Source organism: Alteromonas australica (genome assembly GCF_000730385.1).
In the GTDB taxonomy this organism is placed as follows: Bacteria; Pseudomonadota; Gammaproteobacteria; order Enterobacterales; family Alteromonadaceae; genus Alteromonas; species Alteromonas australica.
Genome location: NZ_CP008849.1, coordinates 2,034,851 through 2,057,795 on the forward strand (window position 1 = coordinate 2,034,851; position 22,945 = coordinate 2,057,795).

Here is a 22,945-nt window from a genome sequence, read left to right on the forward strand (position 1 = left end):
GATTTAAAAATGGGTCAGCGCAAATATTTTGGTACTGATGGTATTCGTGGCAAAGTGGGTGAAAGTAACATAAACCCTGAATTTGTTACCAAGCTTGGCTGGGCGGCAGGTAAAGTCCTTGCTGGCCGTGGCACTAACAAAGTACTCATTGGTAAAGATACCCGTATTTCTGGTTACATGCTTGAATCATCATTGGAATCAGGGCTATCTGCTGCGGGCATCGATATTGGTTTGCTTGGGCCAATGCCCACACCGGCAATTGCCTATTTAACGAAAACCTTTCGTTCTGAGGCTGGCATTGTCATCAGTGCTTCACATAACCCTTATTACGACAACGGTATAAAGTTCTTTTCATCCAATGGCTTTAAGCTTGATGATGATATAGAACACGCTATTGAGGCTATGCTTGAGGAACCCATGACGTGTGTTGCGTCAGATAAATTGGGTAAGGCTACGCGCATTAATGACGCAGCGGGCCGTTACATCGAATTCTGTAAAGGTACATTCCCCTCTGAATTGTCTTTAACGGGACTAAAGATTGTCGTGGATTGTGCGCACGGCGCGACTTATCACATTGCACCTAACGTGTTGCGTGAATTAGGTGCCACGGTTATTGAAATTGGCACCGCGCCGAACGGCTTAAATATCAACGAAAACGTGGGCGCTACTTCTTTAGGCGCCATTGTTGAGGCGGTTAAAACGCATCACGCCGATTTAGGCTTTGCCCTTGACGGCGACGGCGATCGTATCATGATGGTAGATCATTTAGGTAACGTGATCGATGGTGATCAAATCGTGTTCATGATTGCGCGGGATGCATTAAAAAATGGCCGAATGCAAGGGGGAGTTGTTGGCACTCTGATGAGTAATTTGGGCTTAGAGGTGGCGTTGAGTCGCTTGGGTGTTCCCTTTGCACGAAGCAAAGTAGGAGATCGCTATGTCATGGAATTGTTGCAAGAAAAAGGGTGGACCATCGGCGGCGAAAGTTCTGGACATATTTTGAATTTAACGGCGTCTTCCACCGGAGATGGTATCGTGGCAGGTTTACAAGTTATTGCTGCCATGTTGCGTTCAGACATGGACTTACACGACCTGAGCAGCGGCTTCGAAATGTATCCGCAACGGCTCATCAACGTGCGCTATACAAATTTAGATGAAGACTACCTTGCTCATGATGCTGTACAAAAAGGCAAAGCAGATGCAGAAGCGGCGTTAGGTAAACGAGGGCGTGTTTTATTACGCAAAAGTGGCACTGAACCCTTAATTCGCGTTATGGTTGAATCTGATGATGAAGCCCAAACAGAGAAGTGGGCTGAACATATCGCTGAAATTGTTCGTAAAGTCGCCAATTGATTGGCATGACTGGAATTTTTGCGTTTTATGCTTGTATATTTTATTTGAAATCGTTAATATCACGCCCGCTTTAAGACAGGGCTAAGGTCTATAGTGTGAAGAATAATAGAACGCCATTCGTGGCAGGTAATTGGAAAATGAACGGTGACCGTTCACTGGTGACAACGTTTAGTGCATCGCTTGATAGTCATGCAGTAAGCAATGTAGACATTGTTTTATGTCCACCGGCTGTTTATTTACCGCTATTTTCTTCGGCTAACTTTAGTTTAGGCGGGCAAGATTTAAGTGCTCAAGAACCGGGTGCACACACAGGTGATGTGTCTGGTGAAATGCTTAAGGATGTTGGCTGCAGTTATGTTATTGTAGGCCATTCGGAGCGCCGGGAAGATCATGGCGAGTCGAACAGTGATGTTGCTAAAAAAGCCAGTAAAGCATTAGCGTGCGGCTTAACGCCTATTATCTGCATTGGCGAACCCTTAGCGGTGAGAGAAGCAGGTGAGGTTGAAGCCTTTTTATCTGAGCAATTGAAAGCGTTGGTAGAACATCTCAGTGTAGATGACTTATCTAAATCGGTTATTGCTTACGAGCCAATATGGGCTATAGGCACAGGTAAGACAGCATCACCAGAACAAGCGCAAGATGTACACAAATTTATCCGTGAGTTTTTTGCGAACGAAGACAAGACACTAGCGGAAGGGCTGCGCATTTTATATGGCGGCAGTGTAAAGCCTGACAATGCAAAAACATTATTTGCACAGGCTGATGTAGATGGCGGGCTCATTGGGGGCGCCAGCTTAAAAGTCGAAGATTTTATTTCAATTTGCCAAGCGGCAAACTGACGAGGTTATTATGGTTTATGAAGTGCTACTTGTAGCCTATTTAATTGTAGCTCTATTGCTTATTGGATTTGTACTTATCCAGCAAGGCAAAGGGGCTGATATGGGCGCTTCTTTCGGTAGCGGTGGCTCTAATACTGTTTTTGGTTCTTCTGGTTCAGGTAATTTTATGAGCAGAACAACCGCGGTTTTGGCCGGTTTGTTTTTCTTTATCAGCTTAACGCTAGGTGCGTTAACGGCGAATAAAGAAAGTGCGGAAGACGAGTGGGAAAACTTAGAGGTTCCTGCTGTCGTTGAAGCACCTGTACAAACACCAGCGGATCAAGATGTTCCAATGGGTGAAGTGCCTGAATCAGCAATTGATGATGTTCCCCAAGTGGACAAATCATCTGACGTACCTAACTAGTCGTTCATTTAAAATTTCGCGGAAGTGGTGGAATTGGTAGACACGCCATCTTGAGGGGGTGGTGAGCATAGCTCGTGCGGGTTCAAGTCCCGCTTTCCGCACCAATTTTCAAAAGGCCAGCATTATGCTGGCCTTTTTTATTTGTGCCCCTTTTTACAGCGCTAAATTTAATATTTGTAACAATTCGTAAAATAAAGTTATTTCAGCCAGTTAACGCTATTCGTTGGAAATTAATTGGGCTATGCTTGCTGCTTGTAACCGTTTATTAATCATTGAACATGCCTATTTTGAGTCGCTAGGAGCGCTAGCGTGCAGATTTCGTTAAGACAAAGCCTATTTAGAACCTTGCTTGGTGGCATACTTGTCGCGGCCTTTTTAATCATGGCTTCCGTGTGGGAGTCGGCCAATAGCCTTGTGCAGCAAAATATTAATCAAGATATTGCTGTAACGGAAAAAGTATTACACCGGCTCATTGACGACAGACAAGCCATCGTTAAAAGCGTTTCAAATGTGTTGTTGCGGTCGTACGACTTCAGGCGCGCAGTTGGCACTGAGGATACGCCTTCAATAGAAGCGGCGTTTACCAGCTACGCTAAGCGTATCAACACTGACGTGATTGCCTTAGTAGATTTAAATCATAACGTGGTGGCAAGCTATACCGACTTATTCACGCCTAATGAACAATTAAAAGCCAGTACAGCCCTTGCTGCGAAGGGGTATGAAAGTGGTTTTTTCCTCATTAATGATAGGTTGCTGCAACTGAATTTGTATCGTGTAGAAATTCCAACCTTACGGTATTACCTCATTATAGGTATCGAGTTCGATTCTGCTTTGCTAGAGGATTTAAGACGTCTAGTAGAAGCAGACATCATCATTTCAGGCAAGGGCGACCAAGGGATCATTGCCTCGACGTTGGTAGATGAACAAGCACGATCCATTTTGAATGCTCAGGAAAGCCCGTCATGGCTGGATGTTACTTTCACCAATCAACTCACGTATATGCGCCGTTCGGTAACATTATCTTCCATGGGTACGTTACCAGTCGATATTACGATTGCTATCGATGTATCTGAAGCGTATCAGTCATTTACTCATATTCAGTTATCAATTTTAATTTTTACCCTTATTGCCATATTAGTGGCGTTAGGCTTCTCTATGATTTTAGCCCGCAACGTGAGCGGCCCAGTTTCAAATTTAGTGAATGCGGTAAATCGAGTGGCAGCGGGTAACTACGGGGCTATTTTAAGTAAACCTTCAAGACTGAAAGAAATTTCTGCGTTAGCGACCGCCGTAGATAGCATGCAAGATAGTATTAAGCATAGGGAAAAGCGTATACGCTATCAGGCACAACACGACGTGTTAACAGGTTTGTTCAATCGTAATTATGTTGAACAATACTTTGAGTCTCAAATCAACAGCAATAAAAGTGTCCAAGTCCTGGCTATTACAGTTATTGGCTTTAGAACCATTAACGACTTGTATGGCTACTCAAACGGTGATACTGCGCTAAAAACCTTGGCTGAGCGACTTATGCGCTGGCCTGGCACTTCTGCCCGGCTGGCAGGCGGGGAAATTCTTTATATCAGTGAATCTCGTCTTGATGAAGCGCAATTAGAAACCCTCAAACATATTTTAGAGCAACCGGTAGAAAGTAACCTAATAGCCATACCTATTAAAATCGCCATGGCTGTGATCTCATGTCCATCAGATGCGGATAACAGCGAAGAGCTGTTTAGAAAAATCAATATTGTCTCTGACGAAGCCATTCATACTGGTCAGTGGTGTGTGCATTATCGAGCCGATCTGGAAGCCAGATATGTTCGCCGATTAACCATAACCACTGAATTGAAGCGGGCGTTGGCTAGCGAGCAATCTGAATTATCCATGGTTTATCAGCCTAAAGTGGATTTGAGCACGATGAAAGTGTGCAGTATGGAGGCGCTTATCCGTTGGAATAATGCCGTACTTGGTTTTGTGCCTCCCGACGAATTCATTACTATTGCTGAACAAGCCGGCTTGATAGAACAGGTGACTAGCTGGGTAATGCGCCGCACGATTGAAGATTTATCTTATTTCAGAGTGAAAGGCTATCGCTTTACGGTAGCGATGAATTTATCGACTCAAGATATACAAAATAAGCCGCTGCTTAATAAGCTGGTTAATTTATTAACAGAGTTTGCCCTTTATCCTTCGTCATTAGAATTAGAGATTACAGAAAGCGATCTCGTTGCTGACGCATCTCTCGCGATTGAAAACTTGAATGCATTGACCTCAAGAGGGTTCCATTTCGCGATTGACGATTTTGGAACTGGGTATTCGTCGCTGGCTTATTTGAAAAATTTACCGGTAAATACCATCAAAATTGATAAGAGCTTTATATTATCTCTTGCTACCGATGAAAATGATCAACAAATTGTTCATACCGTACTGGGATTAGCTGATGCTTTTAATTTAAAGGTAGTCGCTGAAGGGGTTGAAGATGAAGTATCTATGAACATTTTGAAGGATTGGGGTTGTGATATCGCCCAAGGGTACTTTATTAGTCGGCCACTGCCACGCGCTGATTTAGAAGCTTGGTTAGAGAATTCACCTTTCGGTGAATAGACGCCTTTTGGCTAATATATTATTGTTGGCAGCGTATATGCATTATAAAAACTAAACCTTCCAAAAGAACGTTCAAACGGTAAATTTGGTAGGTAAACTGTGAAATTACTTCAAGAACAAGGAAATTATTATGGATATTATACGCATTATCTTGTCAATCATACTTCCACCGCTGGGCGTTTTCTTACAAGTGGGTATCGGTGCGCACTTTTGGATCAATATTCTGCTTACACTGTTGGGCTATTTCCCAGGTTTAATCCACGCCATTTATATTATTGCTAAGCGTTAACATCCGAACAGTTGAAAAAGCCAGCGTCAAGCTGGCTTTTTTATGTGTGAATGAAAAGCGTAAAGTGTTGGCTTTACGCGTTAACTTCAAAGGATCGATTCTTCTTAAGAGGCGTTATGCATGAGTCAATTCTTGAGCCATTTCTTCGCGATAACCGTCGGCCAATTTTTCTTTCTGTCTTTCATTAAGCACTTTACCCGCCACTTGGAAAAACTCTTGTTCTTCATCCGCGAGGTGATGCTCAACTTTTTCTTGTAAGCTTTTTAAATAATGAAGCCAAGCTGGAGAGCTCATTTCAGTTTCATCAAGCTTTTCAATAAGCTCATCTATCTCATGATGCTCTGCAATACCATGGCGTGTCAGCTCAACAGTTTCATCGTTTTCAAGCATATGTGAGTAGAAATGACGCTCTTCTGCCACAGCGTGACTTTCCAATTGGTCTTTTAGCTCTTGAAAATACTCACGGCGAGCTGCGGTATCGCCACTGGTTTCTGCTAGTATTTTTAGCAGTAATCGTTGCTTCTCATGGTCTTTGCGTAACGCTTCAAATATTTTCATCAAGGTTCTCCAGAATTGTTAAAATAACAATTTAGAGAATGCGAGAAGTATTCCAACTTTCTAATATGGCTAACGTTATGAAAGTAATACAAAACATTGCCATCTTTAAACGGGGCGAGCTAAAAAGCCCGCCTTAAAGTGCATAAATTACAGGTGACCCTGTATGAATGGCGCCACCGTCACTCACAAAAATTAAACGCCTTGCGCTACCATAGCGTCTGCTACACGGCGAAAGGCAGCCACGTTTGCGCCTTTGGCGTAGTCTATTCCAGTGTCTGACGTTCCTTCTTGTTCACAGCGGTAGTGAATGTTTTGCATAATGGTTTTAAGTTGTGCGTCTAAGGTGTTTGCATCATCTTGAGAAAATACCGCATTTTGTGCCATCTCAAGTCCTGAGAGTGCAACGCCGCCAGCATTCGATGCTTTGCCTGGTACGAATACGACCTTTGCTTTTTTAAATGCTTGTTGCGCACGTTCTGTGCACGGCATGTTGGCGCCTTCTAACACCATTTTACAGCCAGAGTGAATCAGCGATTCAGCGTCACTATGATTCAACTCGTTTTGGGTGGCGCAGGGCAGGGCAATATCTACTTCCTCGGACCACGGCGTTTGCGCTTTATGCCATTGCATATTGCGTTCACTTTGCTGGCAAAGTGCCGTTAAGACATTGGATTCCATGGTATGGTTGTGGATAGCCCACTGAATGTCACTTTCGTGAAAACCCGACGTACAAGCGAGGGTCCCTTTGCTGTTTGACAATGTAACGACTATGGCTCCTTTCTGCTTCGCTTTTAACGCAGCATGCAGCGCGACATTCCCGGCGCCTGATATCGCGATTCTCTGGCCTTCAATATCAGTATTATGGGCTTTACATACCGCTTCAAGGAAATAGACTAAACCAAAACCAGTAGCTTCTGTACGGACGTAGCTGCCACCAAACTCTAACCCTTTACCTGTTAGTACACCTTCAAACCTGTTATTTAGCCTACGGTACTCACCATACAAGAAGCCTATTTCTCTTGCTCCAACATTAATGTCACCGGCTGGAACATCGGTTTGTGCACCAATATGACGTTGTAGTTCGCGCATGAAGCTTTGGCAGAAAAGCATAATGTCATGGTCGCTTCTACCCTTAGGGTTAAAGTCTGAGCCGCCTTTACCGCCGCCCATAGGCAAGCCGGTCAATGCATTTTTGAAGGTTTGCTCGAAGGCTAAAAATTTTAAAATTGTTAAGTTCACAGAAGGGTGAAACCGTAAGCCACCTTTATAGGGGCCCATGACAGAATTGTGTTGAACACGCCACCCTTGATTAACTTCCACCTCTCCGTGACTATTCATCCAACTGACGGTGAAATAAATAATGCGTTCAGGTAAACACAAGCGCCTGACTATATCGTAGTGTTTGTAAGTGGCATTTGCATTGTAAATAGGCATGATGTCGGTTAGCACTTCAGAGGTCGCTTGCAGGTATTCGCTTTCATGAGGAAACCGCTGGGCTAAAAATGTATTTAGTGCTTCGGTATTACTTTTTGACATTTATTTTGCGTCCTCGAATTCGTCTGCGTTACTTAAAACCTTAAGGCTGCGTGGCTGAATGTTAATTTCAATATGTTTTGCATTAAATATTTCACCGTCTAGGGCGTAAGATACTTCTTCATCAAATTCCAATGTTAGGGAACTGGCCTGGGAGTGCGTAATAGTGTCAGATTGCTGCTTCGACTCAGAGGTCGTTAGTACAAGTTCGGCGAGGGATAAAAATTGCTTATCCGCAGAAGCTTGTGGTGTGAGCCACGTAATATCTAGTTTCCCGTCTGTTACATCTGGCGGTTCACCACCTTGTGCGAGTGCGGTTGTTACAGGGGCGGCATTGGCAATAACTAAACTCGGAGTTTCAATATGTTGTGTCGGGCCATCTTCTAAAGATAAAGAAAACGACAAGTTGTCGTTTTGAGAAATTGCATCCCAAAGCCCTCGTAAATAGGCCATTTGTCCACCGTTGTCTTTTTCCCCTCTGTCTGCGGCTGAAATCATCCGCTCCTCAAAGCCTACCGCGGCCACCAATAACATCATTTTGTCGTTGCACCTTGCGGTATCCATATAGATGGCGTGGCCATCGATAATAATTTCGCAAGCTGTGCCTACGGGCATTATTTTGCTGGTGTATCCATGAAGTACCTGGCAAAGGGCATTGGCGGTACCTAGTGGAATAATGCCTAATGTGGTATCAGTGTCGGCTAACGCACTGGCAACTTCGGTAATGGTACCGTCACCACCGCAGGCCACCACAATATCCACCCCTTCTTCCACGGCTTTTTTGGCTAACGCTTCGCCGTCAACGTCTGGCGTGGTTTCTTCAACGGTAACGCGAAACTTTTCATTTAGTTGGGCTAAAATATCTGCCTTTTCTGTTTTCCACTTGCCGCCGCCTGCCACGGGGTTGGCAATGAGTGTAAGGCTCTTAGATAAATTTAAGTGGCCGCCTTGCTGTATTTTAGCAAGGGCGCTACGCTGGCGTTTGTTTAAACGTGCGGTGGTGCGTATAGATTGAATATTTGCCATGGCCTCATCAATGGTGAGGGAAGGGTGCTTGGCCAGCAAGTAAGCTGCAACCACAAGTACGGAGCGTCCTCTGCCTAACGCACAATGCACCACCACTTTTTGGCCATCAGCGATTTTTTGATCTAGCCAATTTATCGCGTGAAGTAGTTGTTCGGTGGTTGGGCTAGTATGGTCGAGTACCGGTATGTTTAAGTAGGCAAAATCTTCTTGATAAGCCGTCCAATCTAACCCATCGAACTCAGCCGTTACGTCTAATATTGCACCAATGTCATTTTCATTGAGTAAATCCACATGTTGCGTCGACATTCTGCAACCGAGGAACAAGGATTCTTCAATTTTTTGCAAAGGAGGGACTTTATCGGTGCGCCGGGCATATTCGTTATATAACCAACTCCCTAGCAAGAAGGGCACGAAAATCCAACGAATGTAAAATGGGATAGCGCCGTCTTCGCGTTTTCTAAAAAGCGCAGGGTAACGTAATAAATACGCGCTACTCACTGCAATAAGTGAAAACCCCGTCCAACCAAAAATAATGGTTAGTCCAAGGTTGGGTACATACCAGGCAAAATAGCCGGCCAGTGCGCAGGCAAGTATTGCCCCTAACACATAATATTTTACCATTTTCACGTTACACACGTCCTTTGTTAACGAAACATACCTAACAGGTACGGCTGCAACGGCCATTTCGTTTAGCCATCTTGGTATTAATTAGAGCTATAGAAGTTGAACTTTCTTTACTTCATGGCGTATTCACAAAATAATGCGTGAAACGCGCGCACAATAAGCCCTTCAACTACTCGCCATAAACGGGTAGGCAGTGGAACCCCATATGGCCAATAGCTTGTTTCTTAAAGTGATTAATTTTATCTGGTTCCAAACCATTTGGTGGCTGGTGATTTTAATGCAATCAGCCTCCATTCCTTACGTATTAGCGTTGTTTTTATTGTGGTTTGTGCTGACGCCTACAAGGAAAATCGATGGAAAATTGATGTTGCTCGTGATGTTAGTGGGCGCCACGATTGATTCCCTCTTAATGTACTGCAGCGTATTCTATTTCACGGAAGACGCGTATGTATTCACTGCATTGTCAATGTGGATAGTGCCTCTGTGGTTGGTTTTATTGTGGGGGGCGTTTGCCGCAACCTTGGCACACAGTTTAGATACCTTGCGCTCGAAACCCCTTTTGGCAGCGTTGGTTGGGGGGATTTTTGCTCCTTTAAGCTATTTGGCAGGAGCAAACTTTGGTGCGGTTGATCTCGGCTACTCCCTAATGACTACCTATATTACCTTGTGCGTGGTTTGGGGCTTCACCTTACCTGGGTGTTTTCTGCTCTTAGATAAGCTCAGCGCACCATTCGAATTGGAGTTAGCCAAGAGGAGATAGCAGTATGACAAAGAATGTCATGGTGACAGGTGGTAATAGAGGCATTGGTTTAGAAATAGTAAGGGCATTCGCTAAAGAAGGCTATAAGGTGCTAATGGCGTGTCGAGACGAAGAAAGTGGTGAAGAGGCAAAGCAAGATATTGTGGGTGGCGATGTTCACGTTATCGAAATGCCTTTAGATAAGGAAGCCACTATCGTCGACCCGTTTGTAAGAGCAGAAGCCGTATTTGGCCCCATGGATGTGGTTATCAATAATGCCGGTGTGCTCGATAAAACGTCGTGGGAAGATGTCAGTGGCGAAGACATGCGGCGTTCGTTACAAGTTAACACGTTAGCGCCACTCACGCTGATACAACAAGCGTTAACGGGCATGATTGATAGAGGCTATGGCAGAATCGTGAATGTGTCATCAGGGTGGGGATGCTTTAGTGAGGACATGAAAGGGCCCTTGGCCTATGCGGTAAGTAAAGCTGCGCTAAATGCCTTAACGCTTAATATTGCGAATCACATTCCCGATAATACTGATGTCACCATCAACGCCATGAGCCCTGGTTGGGTGCATACCCGAATGGGCGGCTCCGATGCACCTAAAACACCAGAGGAAGGAGCGGAAACTGCATTGTGGCTAGGTACCCATGAAAAGGGCGGGCCTAATGGTAAGTTCTTTAGAGATAAAGACGTGGTTGATTGGTAGGGCTTTTACATTGCGTTACGCACAAAAAACAACCGTTAAGCATTAGCTTAACGGTTGTTTTTTTACGTTCAATAAATACCCGTTGGGCAATCATGAACCGGGATATGGCAATAAGACAATCACAACGCCGTAAAAGTCCTTTGTACCTCAACGCCCATTTAATCTAGCGAATCGCTTCCACCACCGTATTACTTCGGTTATTTAAAAACTGCGAGACATCAGACACCGACTGCGACTTTTCCAAATTGATAACCAAAGCCACTTTTTTGCGTCTTACTGCATGACGAACAGTTTGAATAATCTGTGAGCGATCAGGGCGTAATCCCAGTAAACCCGCAATAAACAAGCCTGTAAATATCCCTGGGCTGATAAGTGCGATATAGGTGAATAGCGGGTTCTGCTGCGTCAACGCTGGGCCAAACTCAACCAAAATAAAAGCAAAGAGTAGCCCTACAAGCAGTCCTATTCCCCCTAACACAAGATGGGAATTCCACATATGCTTACCAATCTTTTCGCTGCTGCCCTCAAGCTTCTGGCTAAGCTTTTCATCTTGGCCATCAATAAGAGTGACTTGTTGAGGAGAGATACCTTTGTTCGCGGTAAGTTGTTCAGCAGTGGTTTGCGCCTCGTGCTTATCTTCAAAAATGGCCGCAACTTGTACCTTATTTGTCGGTGCAATGTCTGCTCTTAAATTTTCATGTTCAGACTTACTCATAAGTCCTCCTTGTATGTTACTACCGCCTTAAGCGTAAAATTCATGTCATAGAACATTCAAAAAGCGTACCGATGAAAAGGCAGGTAAGTGACAAAAAATTAATTTACTTCCTTATCGTTATGCCGCTTGAAAAGGCTAAGGCATGAATAAATAACCCCTCCTTACTTATTGATATTTAGAGAATAATTAAATATTAGTCAATGGGGCGATAATGATAGATAAAAACTTACAAAAGAAGGACGTTGGTAATAGCGTAAAATCCACCCGTACAATGAACACCAAGAAATCCTCAACCATTACCATATTGCGCTGGTTGTGAAAATATTGCTCACTTTCATTTTCTGCTCTTCATACCTATGTGGAGTATGGATTGTAGCTAACGGCGCGTTAACCTAGTACCGGCGTAACTTACAAATGCCATACATTATCAAAAGATTTAATGAGTACATTAATTGCTTGCGATGCATTAAGGCATAGCGCAAGGAACTAACATGGCAGTGGCTGAAAGAATAAACGCGAAGGCGTTACGAACATCAACAAAGAAAATCAAAAGCACCGAACCTCGAAAACAGTTTCAGCTAACTGACGAAATGGATTTGACGATTAAACGTTACCGCTGTGGGAAGTCCGGGTTTTACTACAAGTACGCATCGGGAAGGAAAGTCACGAGTAAACGTGTTTTAAATAGAATTTCCCGCCTCGTGATCCCGCCAAACTGGCAGCACGTGCAGATTAACAAGGTAGAAACTGCACGTATTCAAGCGGTAGGTGTAGACGCGAAAGAAAGGCGGCAATATCTCTATCACCCTAAATGGCATCAACAGCAGCAAGCGAAAAAGTTTGCGCGCTTGCATGAATTTGGACGCGCCATTAAAGCGTTTCGCGAAGCATGTATATCGCTATTATCGGAAGAAGAATGGACGCAGTCTCGTGCCTGTGCGCTGGTGTGTCTGTTGCTTGACTGCACAGGCGTTCGCATCGGAAATAGTCAGTACTGCAAAGAAAACAATACCTTTGGGTTAACCACCCTGCGGCGAAAGCACATTAAAAAGGCATGTGCAGATAGCGTAACATTGAATTATGTGGGCAAGCATAAGATAAATCGCGTGGTAACGGTTGATGACCCTCAATTGGCTGCATGGATACAAGAGAGTGCACAAGCCGTAGGATACAGCTTGTTTCGTTATGTAGATAACAACAACGAATGGCATGATGTTACCAGTGACGACGTGAACAGTTTTATACATCAATACTTAGGTGATGGTTTTAGTTGTAAGGACTTTAGAACGTGGGCGGCCAGTCGTTATGCGCTGAAGTGCTTACCGCAAGTGAGCAGGATGCTTAAAGAAAACAAACAAAGGAAATGGCAGCCCACATTAAGCAAGTGTGTAGCAAAAATGCTGGGGAATACGCCTAAAGTTTGCCAAGAATATTACCTTCACCCCAAGCTTTATGAGGTTCTAGCCTGCCCCAAAACGCGTGAAAAAGTAGAAAAAAAGGTCACGCAAGTGCATGAGCAATTTTGTAGCGAATATGAACAGTGTATCAAGCTAGAAAGCCTTCTTATGGATATTATTTCTTCTGAATGACATTCGTATTAAATTTCAATAACAATGGTTTATTATTTTGTTCAATTTTATCTGACGTGCTTTTTGAATGAATGCTAATGTTTCTATTCGCTTATTGGGATGTTTGTATCTATTTGTTTAATAAGCCAAATAAAGGTAAAAATACGAAGGGGTGTGTATAACGCCGTTCTTACAACAGACTTGGCTATTAGGCCATGTTTGTCTTATTTGCACAAATATTGAACTTGAAAAAATAAATAAAAGCTTTATATTATTAGAACTCTAATCATTTTTGTTCTAGTGATTTTTAACAGTATTCCATAGCACTGCTCTATTGGGGCAGTGCTTTTTATTGTCACGAGAGAACAAAGCCGTATTGAACGAGTTAAAAGGACAGTTTTACAGTTATGCCAATTGAAAGTTATATATCACTGGCTATTTATTTTGTCGCCATGTTAGCAATAGGGCTGTTTGCCTACCGACAATCAACCAGTGATATCTCTGGCTATATTCTGGGTGGCAGGCAAGTTAGTCCGCAGGTAACCGCGTTATCTGCCGGTGCCTCTGATATGTCAGGGTGGATGCTCATGGGGCTACCAGGCGCTATGTTTGTCACTGGGTTTGACGCTGTTTACATTGCCATTGGGTTGGTCGCCGGTGCGCTTGCTAATTATGTACTGGTGGCGCCTAAATTGCGTGTTTACACAGAAGTGGCTGACGATTCTCTTACCGTACCTGAGTTTTTTGCCAAACGTTTTGATAACCCGAGTGCCAGTTTACGCATAGTGTCTGCGGTTATCATTGTCATGTTTTTCACTTTGTATACCTCAGCAGGCTTGGTGGCCGGCGGAAAGTTATTTGAAAGCGCATTTTCTGTTAATTACCAACTTGGTTTGTTTATCACGTTAGGCGTGGTGGTTTCATACACATTACTCGGCGGCTTTTTAGCGGTAAGCCTTACCGATTTCGTGCAAGGCTGCATTATGTTTGTTGCGTTGGTACTTGTTCCCATCGTGGCATTCAGCGAGTTTGATAGTGTGAGCCAAATGACAGATGCTGCGTATGAATCTGTACCCAGTTTTAGTGAATCACTAGAGACGCTAACGCTAATTGGTCTGGTTTCTAGCTTGGGTTGGGGATTGGGGTATTTCGGTCAACCGCACATTATTGTGAGGTTTATGGCTATTCGTTCTGTGAATGCCATTGGTACGGCGAGAAATATCGGTATGTCGTGGATGACAGTGACCATTATCGGTGCGCTAGCGACAGGTTTTGTTGGGGTTGCGTATGCAAACCAATTTAATTTGCCAGTCGACGACCCAGAGACCATATTTATTGTGTTCTCACAGTTATTATTTCATCCACTTATCAGTGGATTTCTCATGGCGGCAATTTTAGCGGCCATCATGAGTACAATTTCTTCTCAGTTACTTGTATCTGCAAGTTCATTAACTGAGGACATTTATCGCGTGTTGTCGAAAAAAGACGTGAGCGATGAAAAAACAGTGAACATTGGACGTTTTGGTGTCGCTGGTGTGGCCATAGCCGCGTTATTACTTGCTATGGACTCAAGCAATACCATTTTATCGCTGGTAAGCAATGCGTGGGCTGGATTTGGTGCAGCGTTTGGTCCGCTTGTTTTGTTTTGCTTATATAAAAAGGATTTAACACAAAATGCAGCACTGGCGGGCATTATCAGTGGTGCCGTGACTGTATTGTTTTGGATATATGCGCCAGTACTTGAAAACGGGCAATCGCTAAGCAGTGTCGTTTACGAAATTATTCCCGGTTTCGCCGTAAGTACAGCCACATTGTGGTTGGTTACACATTTTAGCCTTGCGCCCTCAGCGCGCGTACAGGCGATGTTCAGCGAAACGAACAAAGAGTTAGCAGATCAACAATCTTAAGGTGAAAGTAAATATTATGAGTCATCCGAATTGGAAACGCGTAGTCATTAAAGTAGGCAGTGCATTAATCTCGCCGAACCAGCAGGGGTGCAGCAGTCACTATCTGCTGAGCATCGCCCAGTTCATCGTACGCTGCAGAGCGAACGGCACTCAAGTGGTACTTGTGTCTTCAGGTTCTGTCGCCGCGGGCGCACATTTGTTCCCGGAGCAAGAGAAATCAAATATCGCCGTTAAAAAGGCCATGGCGGCGGCAGGGCAAACCGAAATGATTGCCACGTGGGACAGGTTATTTGATTTCCCATCAGCGCAAATGTTATTGACCCATGCCGACTTACGGGACCGTGAGCGCTATGTCAGTATACGAGAAACGATTTTCAGTTTGCTCGACCACAATGTGCTACCGATTGTGAATGAAAACGATACGGTAACGACGGATAAACTGAAAGTGGGCGACAATGATAATTTGTCGGCCATGGTGGCCGCTGCGGCTGATGCAGATGCACTTATTATCTGCTCTGACATTGATGGGCTATACGATAAAAACCCGCACGAGCACGATGATGCCAGTTTGCTAAAAACTGTAGAAAGCATAGACGCTAGCATTTACGCTATGGCTGGCGGCGCGGTGAAAGGCGGTGTGGGCACTGGCGGTATGCGCACGAAAATTGAAGCTGCGGAAAAAGCCGTTTCGCATGGTATAGATACTTATATTATTAACGGCTTCACAGAACTGTCGTTTAATATGTTGCTGGCGGGTGAAAACCCAGGTACGCATTTTAAACCCTACGAAAAGCCAATGAAAGAAAATGTACATTGGATGACACATACCTCGAATGCGCAGGGCGAAGTGATAGTAGAAGGGGACTTCGATGAATCTCTAGTCAGAGATAGCGAGCAATTAACGAGCAGCGAAATCATCGATGTGAAAGGAGAATTCTCTGTAGGCGATACTATTTTGGTACGTAAAGAAGACGGAACCAAATTGGTGAAAGCGAAATCGAACTACAGCAGTTGTTTACTTAATTTTATTGCTAATCAGGAAAATGATGAATTCGCCAGTGAATTCGAAGAAAAGACTGGCCCGATAATTTCTGATCAGCATGTGGCAAATTTGGAGAAAGAATGAGCATTATTACCGACTTAGCACAACAAGCGAAAAAAGCAGCCCAAACACTGGCAATTCTAGATGAAGCCAAAAAAAACGCCGTACTGAAAGGCATGGCGGCGGCTATTCGCGAAAACAAAGACAAAATTAAAGACGTTAACGAAAAAGAAGTGGCGCGCGCGAGAGAAAATAACCTTGATGATGCCATGATCGATCGTCTCATTCTTGACGACGAACGCATTGAATCCATGGCCGAAGGCATCGAAGTTATTATTAGCCTAGACGATCCTGTAGGCAAAGAACGGGTGATAGGTACCCGCCCTAATGGCATCGAAATTAAGAAAATGCGTATCCCACTGGGTGTGGTATGCATGATTTATGAGGCACGCCCTAACGTTACTGCTGACGCAGGCGCTCTATGTTTTAAATCAGGGAATGCGGTAATTTTACGTGGTGGTAAAGAGGCATTAGATACCAGTTTAGCCATCGCGACGTTGATGCAAGATGTGCTAGAAGCGCATAATTTGCCAAAAGCGCTAGTGACCGTGGTGCCAAACCCAGATCGCGCGCTTATGCAGGAATTGATGGAACAGCGCGATTATATCGACGTTATTATTCCTCGTGGCGGTGAAGGGCTTATTAATTATGTCACCGACAACGCTAAAGTCCCGGTTATTCAGCATTTTAAAGGCGTGTGTCATTTATATATTGATAAAGATGCCGACTTAGACAAGGCATTGGCCTTGCTACTTAACGGTAAAACCCAGCGTACTGGTGTATGTAACGCGTTAGAAGGGTTAGTGGTGCACCAAGCTATTGCCGCTGACTTCCTGCCCAAAGCAGCCGCGGCGCTTAAACACCACAACGTAAAGGTTCATGTGAATGCGGCCGGCAGCGAGTATTTTGATAATGCTGATGTTATCGCCGATTCCGACTACGGTGAAGAATACCTTGGTTTAGAAATCGCCGTACGCGTGGTGGACGATTTTGCAGGCGCTATTGCTCATATTGCTGACTTTGGTAGCAACCATACTGAAGTTATCTGTACAGAGAACAAGGAAAGCGCTGCACTGTTTCAACGTGCTGTTGATGCGAGTGTGGTGATGGTGAATGCTTCGTCGCGTTTTTCAGACGGCAGTCAGTTAGGCCTTGGCGCTGAAATTGGTATTGCTACCACGAAATTACACGCATATGGACCTATGGGGCTTGAGTCATTAACCTCAGAAAAATACTTAGTGAACGGTGAAGGCCAAATTCGCGAGTAAAAATAGGCTAAATCAGGCAAGCTGAACTGGTCGGCATTGTACCTAGGTACACCATGCTTCATAATGAAAGCGCTGTTATTTAACAGCGCTTTTTTATTTTCTATCAATCGGTTAAATGGAGTAGATACATGGAGAATGTGTTCGACCACACATTATTATGGCAATACGCAATAAACTTTGTCACAGAATATAAGTTTCTTGCCTCAGTGGTATTGCTGGTGGTTTTGCATTTCTTCAAAAAAGGCCTCTTACGATTAATTAAACGACGAAGTTCGAGAAAGGGCGAAGATAGACGCAATCAAATCAACATACTGGAGCAGCTGGGCAACGCACTCATTATCATTTTATTAATGATGGTGTGGTCTTCAGAGATTCAAACGCTGGCAATTTCTATTGCTGCGTTTATGGTGGCGATTGTGCTGGCAACCAGAGAATTTATACAATGCTTTATGGGGTTCATTTATTACCTCAGCGCTCGGCCATTTCGCGTGGGAGATTGGATACAAATGAACAGCGTCATCGGTGAGGTGGTTGAAATGGACTGGGCGAAAACAGCCTTGTTGGAGGTCGATTCTCAAACCTTTAACTATACGGGAAAGCACGTATATGTGCCGAATAGCCAGTTGGTCACGCAAACGGTACGTAACTTAAACTTTTTGCGACGTTACAAACTTCACTCATTTGAAATTGTTAATGAGCCTACAGTGAACGCATATAGCTTATTGCCAGCGTTTCAAGCCAGAGCCCAAGCGCATTGTGAGTATTTTAGAGACGTAGCGGAACGTTATAAAGGGCTCATCGAGCGCCATTTGGAGCAAGACTTTATTCGCATTGACCCTGAAGTTGAAATTAAAACAAACGAGTTAGCCAAGGTGGTGGTTAAGGTAAGCCTGTTTTGCCCCACGGTAGAAGCCCACGAACTTGAACACAAAATGTGTTCTGACTGGCTTAGCTTATGGTTTAAAGCATTAAAAGAAGAGAATGCTCAACAGGTTAATAGTCTGAATCAGGGCCAGCAAGTTCAACACGACAGTAGCCCCGCGTCAACGACAAGTTCAGGGCTCTAGTATACAGGTTACACGCCAGCCTATTCGGCGCTTACAAACCAATCGCGGTTAGCGGTAAAATGACCTTTCAAAAATTCCATTTGGTCGGCCAGAATACGTCGGTTCATAAGGTAAAAGCGTTCGTAAACATTGGGGCGAAAGGGCACCGCGAGTAAAGGCATATTAGCTTCTTCCGGTGTTTTAGCCCCTTTTGCATGATTACAGCGCTGGCATGATGTTGCAACATTTGTCCAGGTGTCTTTGCCACCGCGGGAGCGGGGTAAAATATGGTCCCGTGTGAGCACTCTGGGTGCAAACTGCTGACCACAGTACAAGCAAAGGTAATTATCTCGCCGAAAAAGATAGCGATTGGTGAGCGCTACTTTACCGCTCAAATCTGCCACTTTGCCTTCGCAAGCAATAATGCTCGAAAGGGTGAGTGCGCTTTGGTTACCATGGTGGTCCCAACCTCCTTTTAAGGTGACAGACCCCGTGCCTAACTCAAACAGCACTTTATCCTGACAATAAAGTTTCGCCGCTTGTTCCACATGTATCCATTCTTGCGGCATACCCGCTTTATTTAGTCGCAATACCAACATAACGATCCCCTTAGCGCGCAAATGGGAAGTACTTAATTTAATTTTATGAATCACAAAGTACTAAATAGCAAAGCCAATCGAACAGCGTGTTTTGCTAAAACGTGCTTTACTAAAAATAGTGCAGAAGGTTTTATTCGCGTATCTATAGCATACGCCGTTTTATGTCATTATGATGAAAATATAGTCAATTTGTGAGAATTCATCGATATTTCACATTAGCATGTTTATTTAACCCATATTGACGTAGGCCACACGCTTGAATGTAGGCTTCCCGTGCAGTGCTAGCATAAAATGTCGCTTTCACGTTCATCGCGCGTTCCTTAAAAAAGCATTCGTCAGTAACAACGCCGAGATTGTGGGATAAATAAATTTGTTAATGGTATTAGTGCAAGTTCACCGCTATACTATGCACCGCGATTATAAGCGATAAATAAGATTGAAATTAAAGGACAAATAGTGACTCCTATTACTAAATCATTTCAGTATGGACAGCATACTGTAACACTTGAAACGGGCGTTATCGCTCGTCAGGCAACAGCAGCCGTCATGGCAAGTATGGATGACACCGCTGTATTAGTTACCGTTGTTGGTAAGAAAGAAGCGAAAGCAGATCAAGATTTCTTCCCGCTAACGGTTAACTATCAAGAAAAAACATATGCTGCGGGTAAAATCCCAGGTGGTTTCTTTAAACGTGAAGGTCGCCCTTCAGAAGGCGAAACGCTAACAGCACGTTTGATTGACCGTCCTATCCGTCCATTATTCCCAGAAGGGTTTAAAAACGAAGTACAAGTTGTTATCACAGTCATGTCTGCCAACCCAGACATCCCTACCGATATCATCTCTATGATTGGTACTTCAGCTGCGCTAGCCATTTCTGGCATTCCATTTAATGGCCCAATTGGTGCAGCGCGCGTTGGTTATACTAACGGCGAATATATTCTAAATACCCGTGTTGAAGAGCAAGCTGACAGCGAACTAGATTTAGTGGTTGCTGGTACTGAAGGCGCGGTATTAATGGTTGAATCAGAAGCTGACGTACTTTCTGAAGACGTTATGCTTGGTGCTGTGATGTTCGGTCACGAGCAACTACAAACGGTGATAACAGCGGTAAACGAATTTGCTGCTAACGTTAGCATCGACAAGTGGGATTGGAAGCCAGAAGCAGAAAACACAACTCTTAAAGAGAAAGTAAAAGCACTTGCTGAAGCTGAAATGGTTGCTGCCTACCAAATTTCTGACAAGCTAGCGCGTAAAGATGCGGTAACAGCTGCAACAGAAAAAGCGCTTGAAGCTATCCTTGCTGAAGACGAAGAACAAGATAAAAAAGAAGTACTTAACCTTCTTCATGACCTTGAGTCTGACGTAGTACGTTCACGCATCCTAGCTGGTGAGCCTCGTATCGACGGACGTGATCCTAAGATGATTCGTGCGCTAGATGTTGGCACGGGCATTTTACCACGTACTCACGGTTCTGCAGTTTTCACTCGTGGTGAAACGCAAGCCATTGTTGCTGCTACCCTAGGTACAGAACGTGACGCACAAATGATTGACGAGCTTCAAGGTAAGCGCGATAGTCGTTTCATGCTGCATTACAACTTCCCTCCATACTGTGTTGGTGAAACCGGTATGATTGGCTCTCCTAAGCGTCGTGAAATTGGTCACGGTCGTTTGGCGAAGCGTGGTATTCAAGCTGTCATGCCTAGTGAAGAAGAATTCCCGTACGTAGTACGTATTGTTTCTGAAATTACAGAATCAAACGGTTCATCTTCAATGGCGTCTGTATGTGGTACTTCACTTGCGCTTATGGATGCAGGTGTACCTATTAAAGCTTCAGTGGCTGGTATTGCAATGGGTCTCGTGAAGAGCGACGACAACTTTGTTGTACTTTCAGACATCCTAGGTGACGAAGATCACCTTGGTGACATGGACTTTAAAGTAGCGGGTACTACTGGTGGTATTACTGCACTTCAAATGGACATTAAGATTGAAGGTATTACCAAAGAAATCATGCAAATTGCCCTTAAACAGGCAAAGGAAGCACGTTTGCATATTCTTAACGTAATGGACGAAGCTATTGGCGGTCACCGCGAAGAGCTTAGTGAATTCGCTCCACGCATTTACACTGTTAAAATCGATCAGGACAAGATCCGCGATGTTATCGGTAAAGGTGGCGCAATGATTCGTCAAATTACTGAAGAGTCTGATACTAACATTGAGATTGAAGACGACGGTACAATCAAAATCTTTGCAACAGAGCGTGCTAAAGCAGACATCGCTATTAGCAAGATTGAGCAAGTCACCGCTGAAATTGAAGTGGGTAAGACTTACAACGGTAAGATCACACGTATTGTAGACTTCGGTGCGTTTGTAGAAGTACTTCCAGGTAAAGAAGGTCTTGTTCACATTTCACAAATCGCTCATGAGCGCGTGAACAAAGTGACGGATTACCTTAAAGAAGGTGAGATGGTTGACGTTAAGGTTATGGAAATTGATCGCCAAAATCGTGTACGTTTAAGCATTAAAGAGCTTCTAGAAAAGCCTGCGCCTAAGTCTGACGACGCAGAGTAATATTTAATTAGGTTGACTTAAACTTAATTAAACACATGTAAGTAAAAAGGGAGCTTGGCTCCCTTTTTTCGTTTTTCATTGCATCTTCTTGAGTAAGGACAGAATATGGATAAGCAAACCCAAACAGGGGTAGAAGCTGCGGTTTTTCGCCGTTTAGTTGAACATTTAGACGCAAATAAAGATGTTCAAAATATTGATTTAATGATCTTCGCAGATTTTTGCCGCAATTGCTTAGCTAAATGGTATTCAGCCGCCGCGAGCGAGCAGGGTGCTGACGTAGACTACGAAGCAGCCCGTGAAGTGGTATACAAAATGCCGTATTCAGAGTGGAAGGAAAAGCACCAGCTACCTGCAACTGATGAGCAACTCGAAAAGCTTGCTGCAAGACAGAAAAAATAAATCACGAAATGACGGTAGCCAGCGCAAGCTGGCTTAAGTAATACGGTTATGGGCAGACTATAGAAGACAGCCGACACGAAGAACGTGGGGCAATATAGGTAATTCTCTCTTATTGTCGCTTTCAGCGTTAGCCTTTACGCACAAATTGAAGGATATGGCCTTTAAAGTCACTTTTTAAGCATTCAATTTTATCAGGTTTAAAAAAAGACGAAGCATATCCGTTTTCAAGCATTTTTTTGGCAAGCTTGTTTTTTCTTCCGCGGCCAGGGTCAACAATAATCACTTCACATGTTGGATTCGAATGTGCCTGAATGAAATCGGATAGCAATTCGATGTGTTCATCTTCGTACAGTAGGTCACTGCCGATAATTAAATCGAAATAGCCTAAGCTGTCATTGTTATCGGCCCAACCGGTTCGCTCAAACGGGATAACGGTATCCCCATTAAGCAGAGAATTTCTATTTAAAAAGGTTTCTACTTCAGGGTGGTAGTCGGTCGCGGTTATGTCTACGTGCTGTTTATTAAGCAGTAAGCTACTCAATGCGGTACCACAACCAATCTCTAAAACACGTTTAGTGCCAATATCGTAATTACTAACAAAGTGGGCTAATACTAGGCTGGAAGGCCATAAAATGCCGAAAATAGGCCAGGTGGCTGAGGAAATGCCAAGCGCTTCTGCAGTACCTTCAGGGTCGTGAAACTCTTGTTTATTGCGAAGCGTACACAGGTGGATATCTATCTTACCAAACTCAATGGTTTGATAACTTAAACGTAGGGTTGCCATTTGGCTGCCTCAAAAATGAGCGCTCAGCCAACTACCATAGATAAATGACGAAACGAAAAAACAACAGATTATAGTTATTTTCGATAAAAGCAATATATTTCGTTTTTCTTATATTGGATGAAATTTGGCGAGAATCACAAAAAAGTGCACTTTAATTTTGACTGTGGATTTTATATTATGGGCGGGTTTTGCTGCATAAGCGTTTGAAAAAAAGGCAATACTTTATTTTTCGTTATTTTTTCGAACCATGATCAACTAGATAGTTGGCGGCAAACAGACGGCAAGGAAGCGCTTTTTGCTAGGGAT

The 22,945-nt window shown here is 43.9% G+C and carries 20 protein-coding genes and 1 tRNA gene; 15 read left to right on the forward strand and 6 right to left on the reverse strand.

What is annotated here, in order from left to right:
* Positions 1–9 precede the first annotated feature (9 nt).
* The 6 genes from glmM (at position 10) to EP13_RS19085 (ending at position 5,488) form a co-directional block, all read left to right on the forward strand.
* Positions 10–1,353 carry a phosphoglucosamine mutase gene (gene glmM / locus EP13_RS08980; protein WP_044056996.1) on the forward strand — a complete coding sequence of 448 codons (1,344 nt, stop codon included), beginning with the start codon at positions 10–12 and terminating at the stop codon, positions 1,351–1,353.
* Positions 1,354–1,448: 95 nt separating this feature from the next.
* The gene (tpiA, locus tag EP13_RS08985; RefSeq protein WP_044056997.1) at positions 1,449–2,192 is read left to right on the forward strand and encodes a triose-phosphate isomerase; all 744 of its coding nucleotides are present in this window, start codon (positions 1,449–1,451) and stop codon (positions 2,190–2,192) included.
* 10 nt (positions 2,193–2,202) lie between these two features.
* Positions 2,203–2,595 carry a preprotein translocase subunit SecG gene (gene secG / locus EP13_RS08990; protein ID WP_044056998.1) on the forward strand — a complete coding sequence of 131 codons (393 nt, stop codon included), beginning with the start codon at positions 2,203–2,205 and terminating at the stop codon, positions 2,593–2,595.
* Between the two features lie 18 nt (positions 2,596–2,613).
* Positions 2,614–2,699: transfer RNA gene (locus EP13_RS08995), tRNA-Leu, on the forward strand.
* Positions 2,700–2,904: 205 nt separating this feature from the next.
* A complete protein-coding gene (locus tag EP13_RS09000; protein WP_044056999.1) occupies positions 2,905–5,199 on the forward strand; it encodes a putative bifunctional diguanylate cyclase/phosphodiesterase in 2,295 nt (764 codons plus the stop codon).
* Positions 5,200–5,329: 130 nt separating this feature from the next.
* Positions 5,330–5,488, forward strand: coding sequence for a YqaE/Pmp3 family membrane protein (locus EP13_RS19085; protein ID WP_044057000.1), 159 nt, complete (start codon positions 5,330–5,332; stop codon positions 5,486–5,488).
* Between the two features lie 114 nt (positions 5,489–5,602).
* Here EP13_RS19085 and EP13_RS09010 read toward each other — a convergent pair whose 3' ends face one another.
* The 3 genes from EP13_RS09010 to EP13_RS09020 form a co-directional block, all read right to left on the reverse strand.
* Complete coding sequence (locus tag EP13_RS09010; protein WP_044057001.1) at positions 5,603–6,046, reverse strand: hemerythrin domain-containing protein; 444 nt, start codon at positions 6,044–6,046, stop codon at positions 5,603–5,605.
* A gap of 192 nt (positions 6,047–6,238) precedes the next feature.
* The gene (gene gdhA, locus EP13_RS09015; protein ID WP_044057002.1) at positions 6,239–7,582 is read right to left on the reverse strand and encodes an NADP-specific glutamate dehydrogenase; all 1,344 of its coding nucleotides are present in this window, start codon (positions 7,580–7,582) and stop codon (positions 6,239–6,241) included.
* The gene (locus EP13_RS09020; protein ID WP_044058864.1) at positions 7,583–9,232 is read right to left on the reverse strand and encodes a diacylglycerol kinase family protein; all 1,650 of its coding nucleotides are present in this window, start codon (positions 9,230–9,232) and stop codon (positions 7,583–7,585) included.
* Between the two features lie 202 nt (positions 9,233–9,434).
* Here EP13_RS09020 and EP13_RS09025 point away from each other — a divergent pair, with 202 nt between their 5' ends.
* Together EP13_RS09025 and EP13_RS09030 are read left to right on the forward strand one after the other, a co-directional pair.
* Entirely contained in the window at positions 9,435–9,989 is a 555-nt protein-coding gene (locus EP13_RS09025; protein ID WP_044057003.1) for a DUF2878 domain-containing protein, read from the forward strand.
* A 4-nt stretch (positions 9,990–9,993) separates the two neighbouring features.
* The gene (locus EP13_RS09030; protein ID WP_044057004.1) at positions 9,994–10,683 is read left to right on the forward strand and encodes an SDR family NAD(P)-dependent oxidoreductase; all 690 of its coding nucleotides are present in this window, start codon (positions 9,994–9,996) and stop codon (positions 10,681–10,683) included.
* A gap of 163 nt (positions 10,684–10,846) precedes the next feature.
* Here the strand turns inward: EP13_RS09030 and EP13_RS09035 are convergent, their stop codons facing one another.
* Entirely contained in the window at positions 10,847–11,398 is a 552-nt protein-coding gene (locus EP13_RS09035) for a hypothetical protein (RefSeq protein WP_044447240.1), read from the reverse strand.
* 491 nt (positions 11,399–11,889) lie between these two features.
* On the opposite strand from EP13_RS09035, the gene EP13_RS09040 reads away from it, so the two are divergent.
* The 5 genes from EP13_RS09040 (at position 11,890) to EP13_RS09060 (ending at position 18,310) form a co-directional block, all read left to right on the forward strand.
* Positions 11,890–12,987 (forward strand): DNA topoisomerase IB, encoded by a 1,098-nt coding sequence (locus tag EP13_RS09040; protein ID WP_044057006.1) that lies wholly within the window; start codon positions 11,890–11,892, stop codon positions 12,985–12,987.
* Between the two features lie 386 nt (positions 12,988–13,373).
* Positions 13,374–14,873 (forward strand): sodium/proline symporter PutP, encoded by a 1,500-nt coding sequence (gene putP / locus EP13_RS09045; protein ID WP_044057007.1) that lies wholly within the window; start codon positions 13,374–13,376, stop codon positions 14,871–14,873.
* 16 nt (positions 14,874–14,889) lie between these two features.
* Complete coding sequence (gene proB / locus EP13_RS09050; RefSeq protein WP_044057008.1) at positions 14,890–15,999, forward strand: glutamate 5-kinase; 1,110 nt, start codon at positions 14,890–14,892, stop codon at positions 15,997–15,999.
* Positions 15,996–17,243, forward strand: a complete 1,248-nt coding sequence (locus tag EP13_RS09055; RefSeq protein ID WP_044057009.1) for a glutamate-5-semialdehyde dehydrogenase — start codon at positions 15,996–15,998, stop codon at positions 17,241–17,243. The genes proB and EP13_RS09055 overlap by 4 nt, the downstream gene beginning before the upstream one ends.
* Before the next feature lie 128 nt (positions 17,244–17,371).
* A complete protein-coding gene (locus tag EP13_RS09060; protein WP_044057010.1) occupies positions 17,372–18,310 on the forward strand; it encodes a mechanosensitive ion channel family protein in 939 nt (312 codons plus the stop codon).
* Positions 18,311–18,330: 20 nt separating this feature from the next.
* On the opposite strand, the gene EP13_RS09065 is transcribed toward EP13_RS09060, so the two are convergent.
* Positions 18,331–18,888 (reverse strand): HNH endonuclease, encoded by a 558-nt coding sequence (locus EP13_RS09065; protein ID WP_044057011.1) that lies wholly within the window; start codon positions 18,886–18,888, stop codon positions 18,331–18,333.
* A gap of 456 nt (positions 18,889–19,344) precedes the next feature.
* Here EP13_RS09065 and pnp point away from each other — a divergent pair, with 456 nt between their 5' ends.
* Together pnp and EP13_RS09075 are read left to right on the forward strand one after the other, a co-directional pair.
* Positions 19,345–21,456, forward strand: a complete 2,112-nt coding sequence (pnp, locus tag EP13_RS09070) for a polyribonucleotide nucleotidyltransferase (protein WP_044057012.1) — start codon at positions 19,345–19,347, stop codon at positions 21,454–21,456.
* Positions 21,457–21,561: 105 nt separating this feature from the next.
* Positions 21,562–21,855, forward strand: coding sequence for a DUF1244 domain-containing protein (locus tag EP13_RS09075; RefSeq protein WP_044057013.1), 294 nt, complete (start codon positions 21,562–21,564; stop codon positions 21,853–21,855).
* 127 nt (positions 21,856–21,982) lie between these two features.
* On the opposite strand, the gene EP13_RS09080 is transcribed toward EP13_RS09075, so the two are convergent.
* Positions 21,983–22,639: a class I SAM-dependent methyltransferase gene (locus EP13_RS09080; protein ID WP_044057014.1), complete on the reverse strand. Its 657-nt coding sequence runs from the start codon at positions 22,637–22,639 to the stop codon at positions 21,983–21,985.
* Positions 22,640–22,945: the final 306 nt, after the last annotated feature.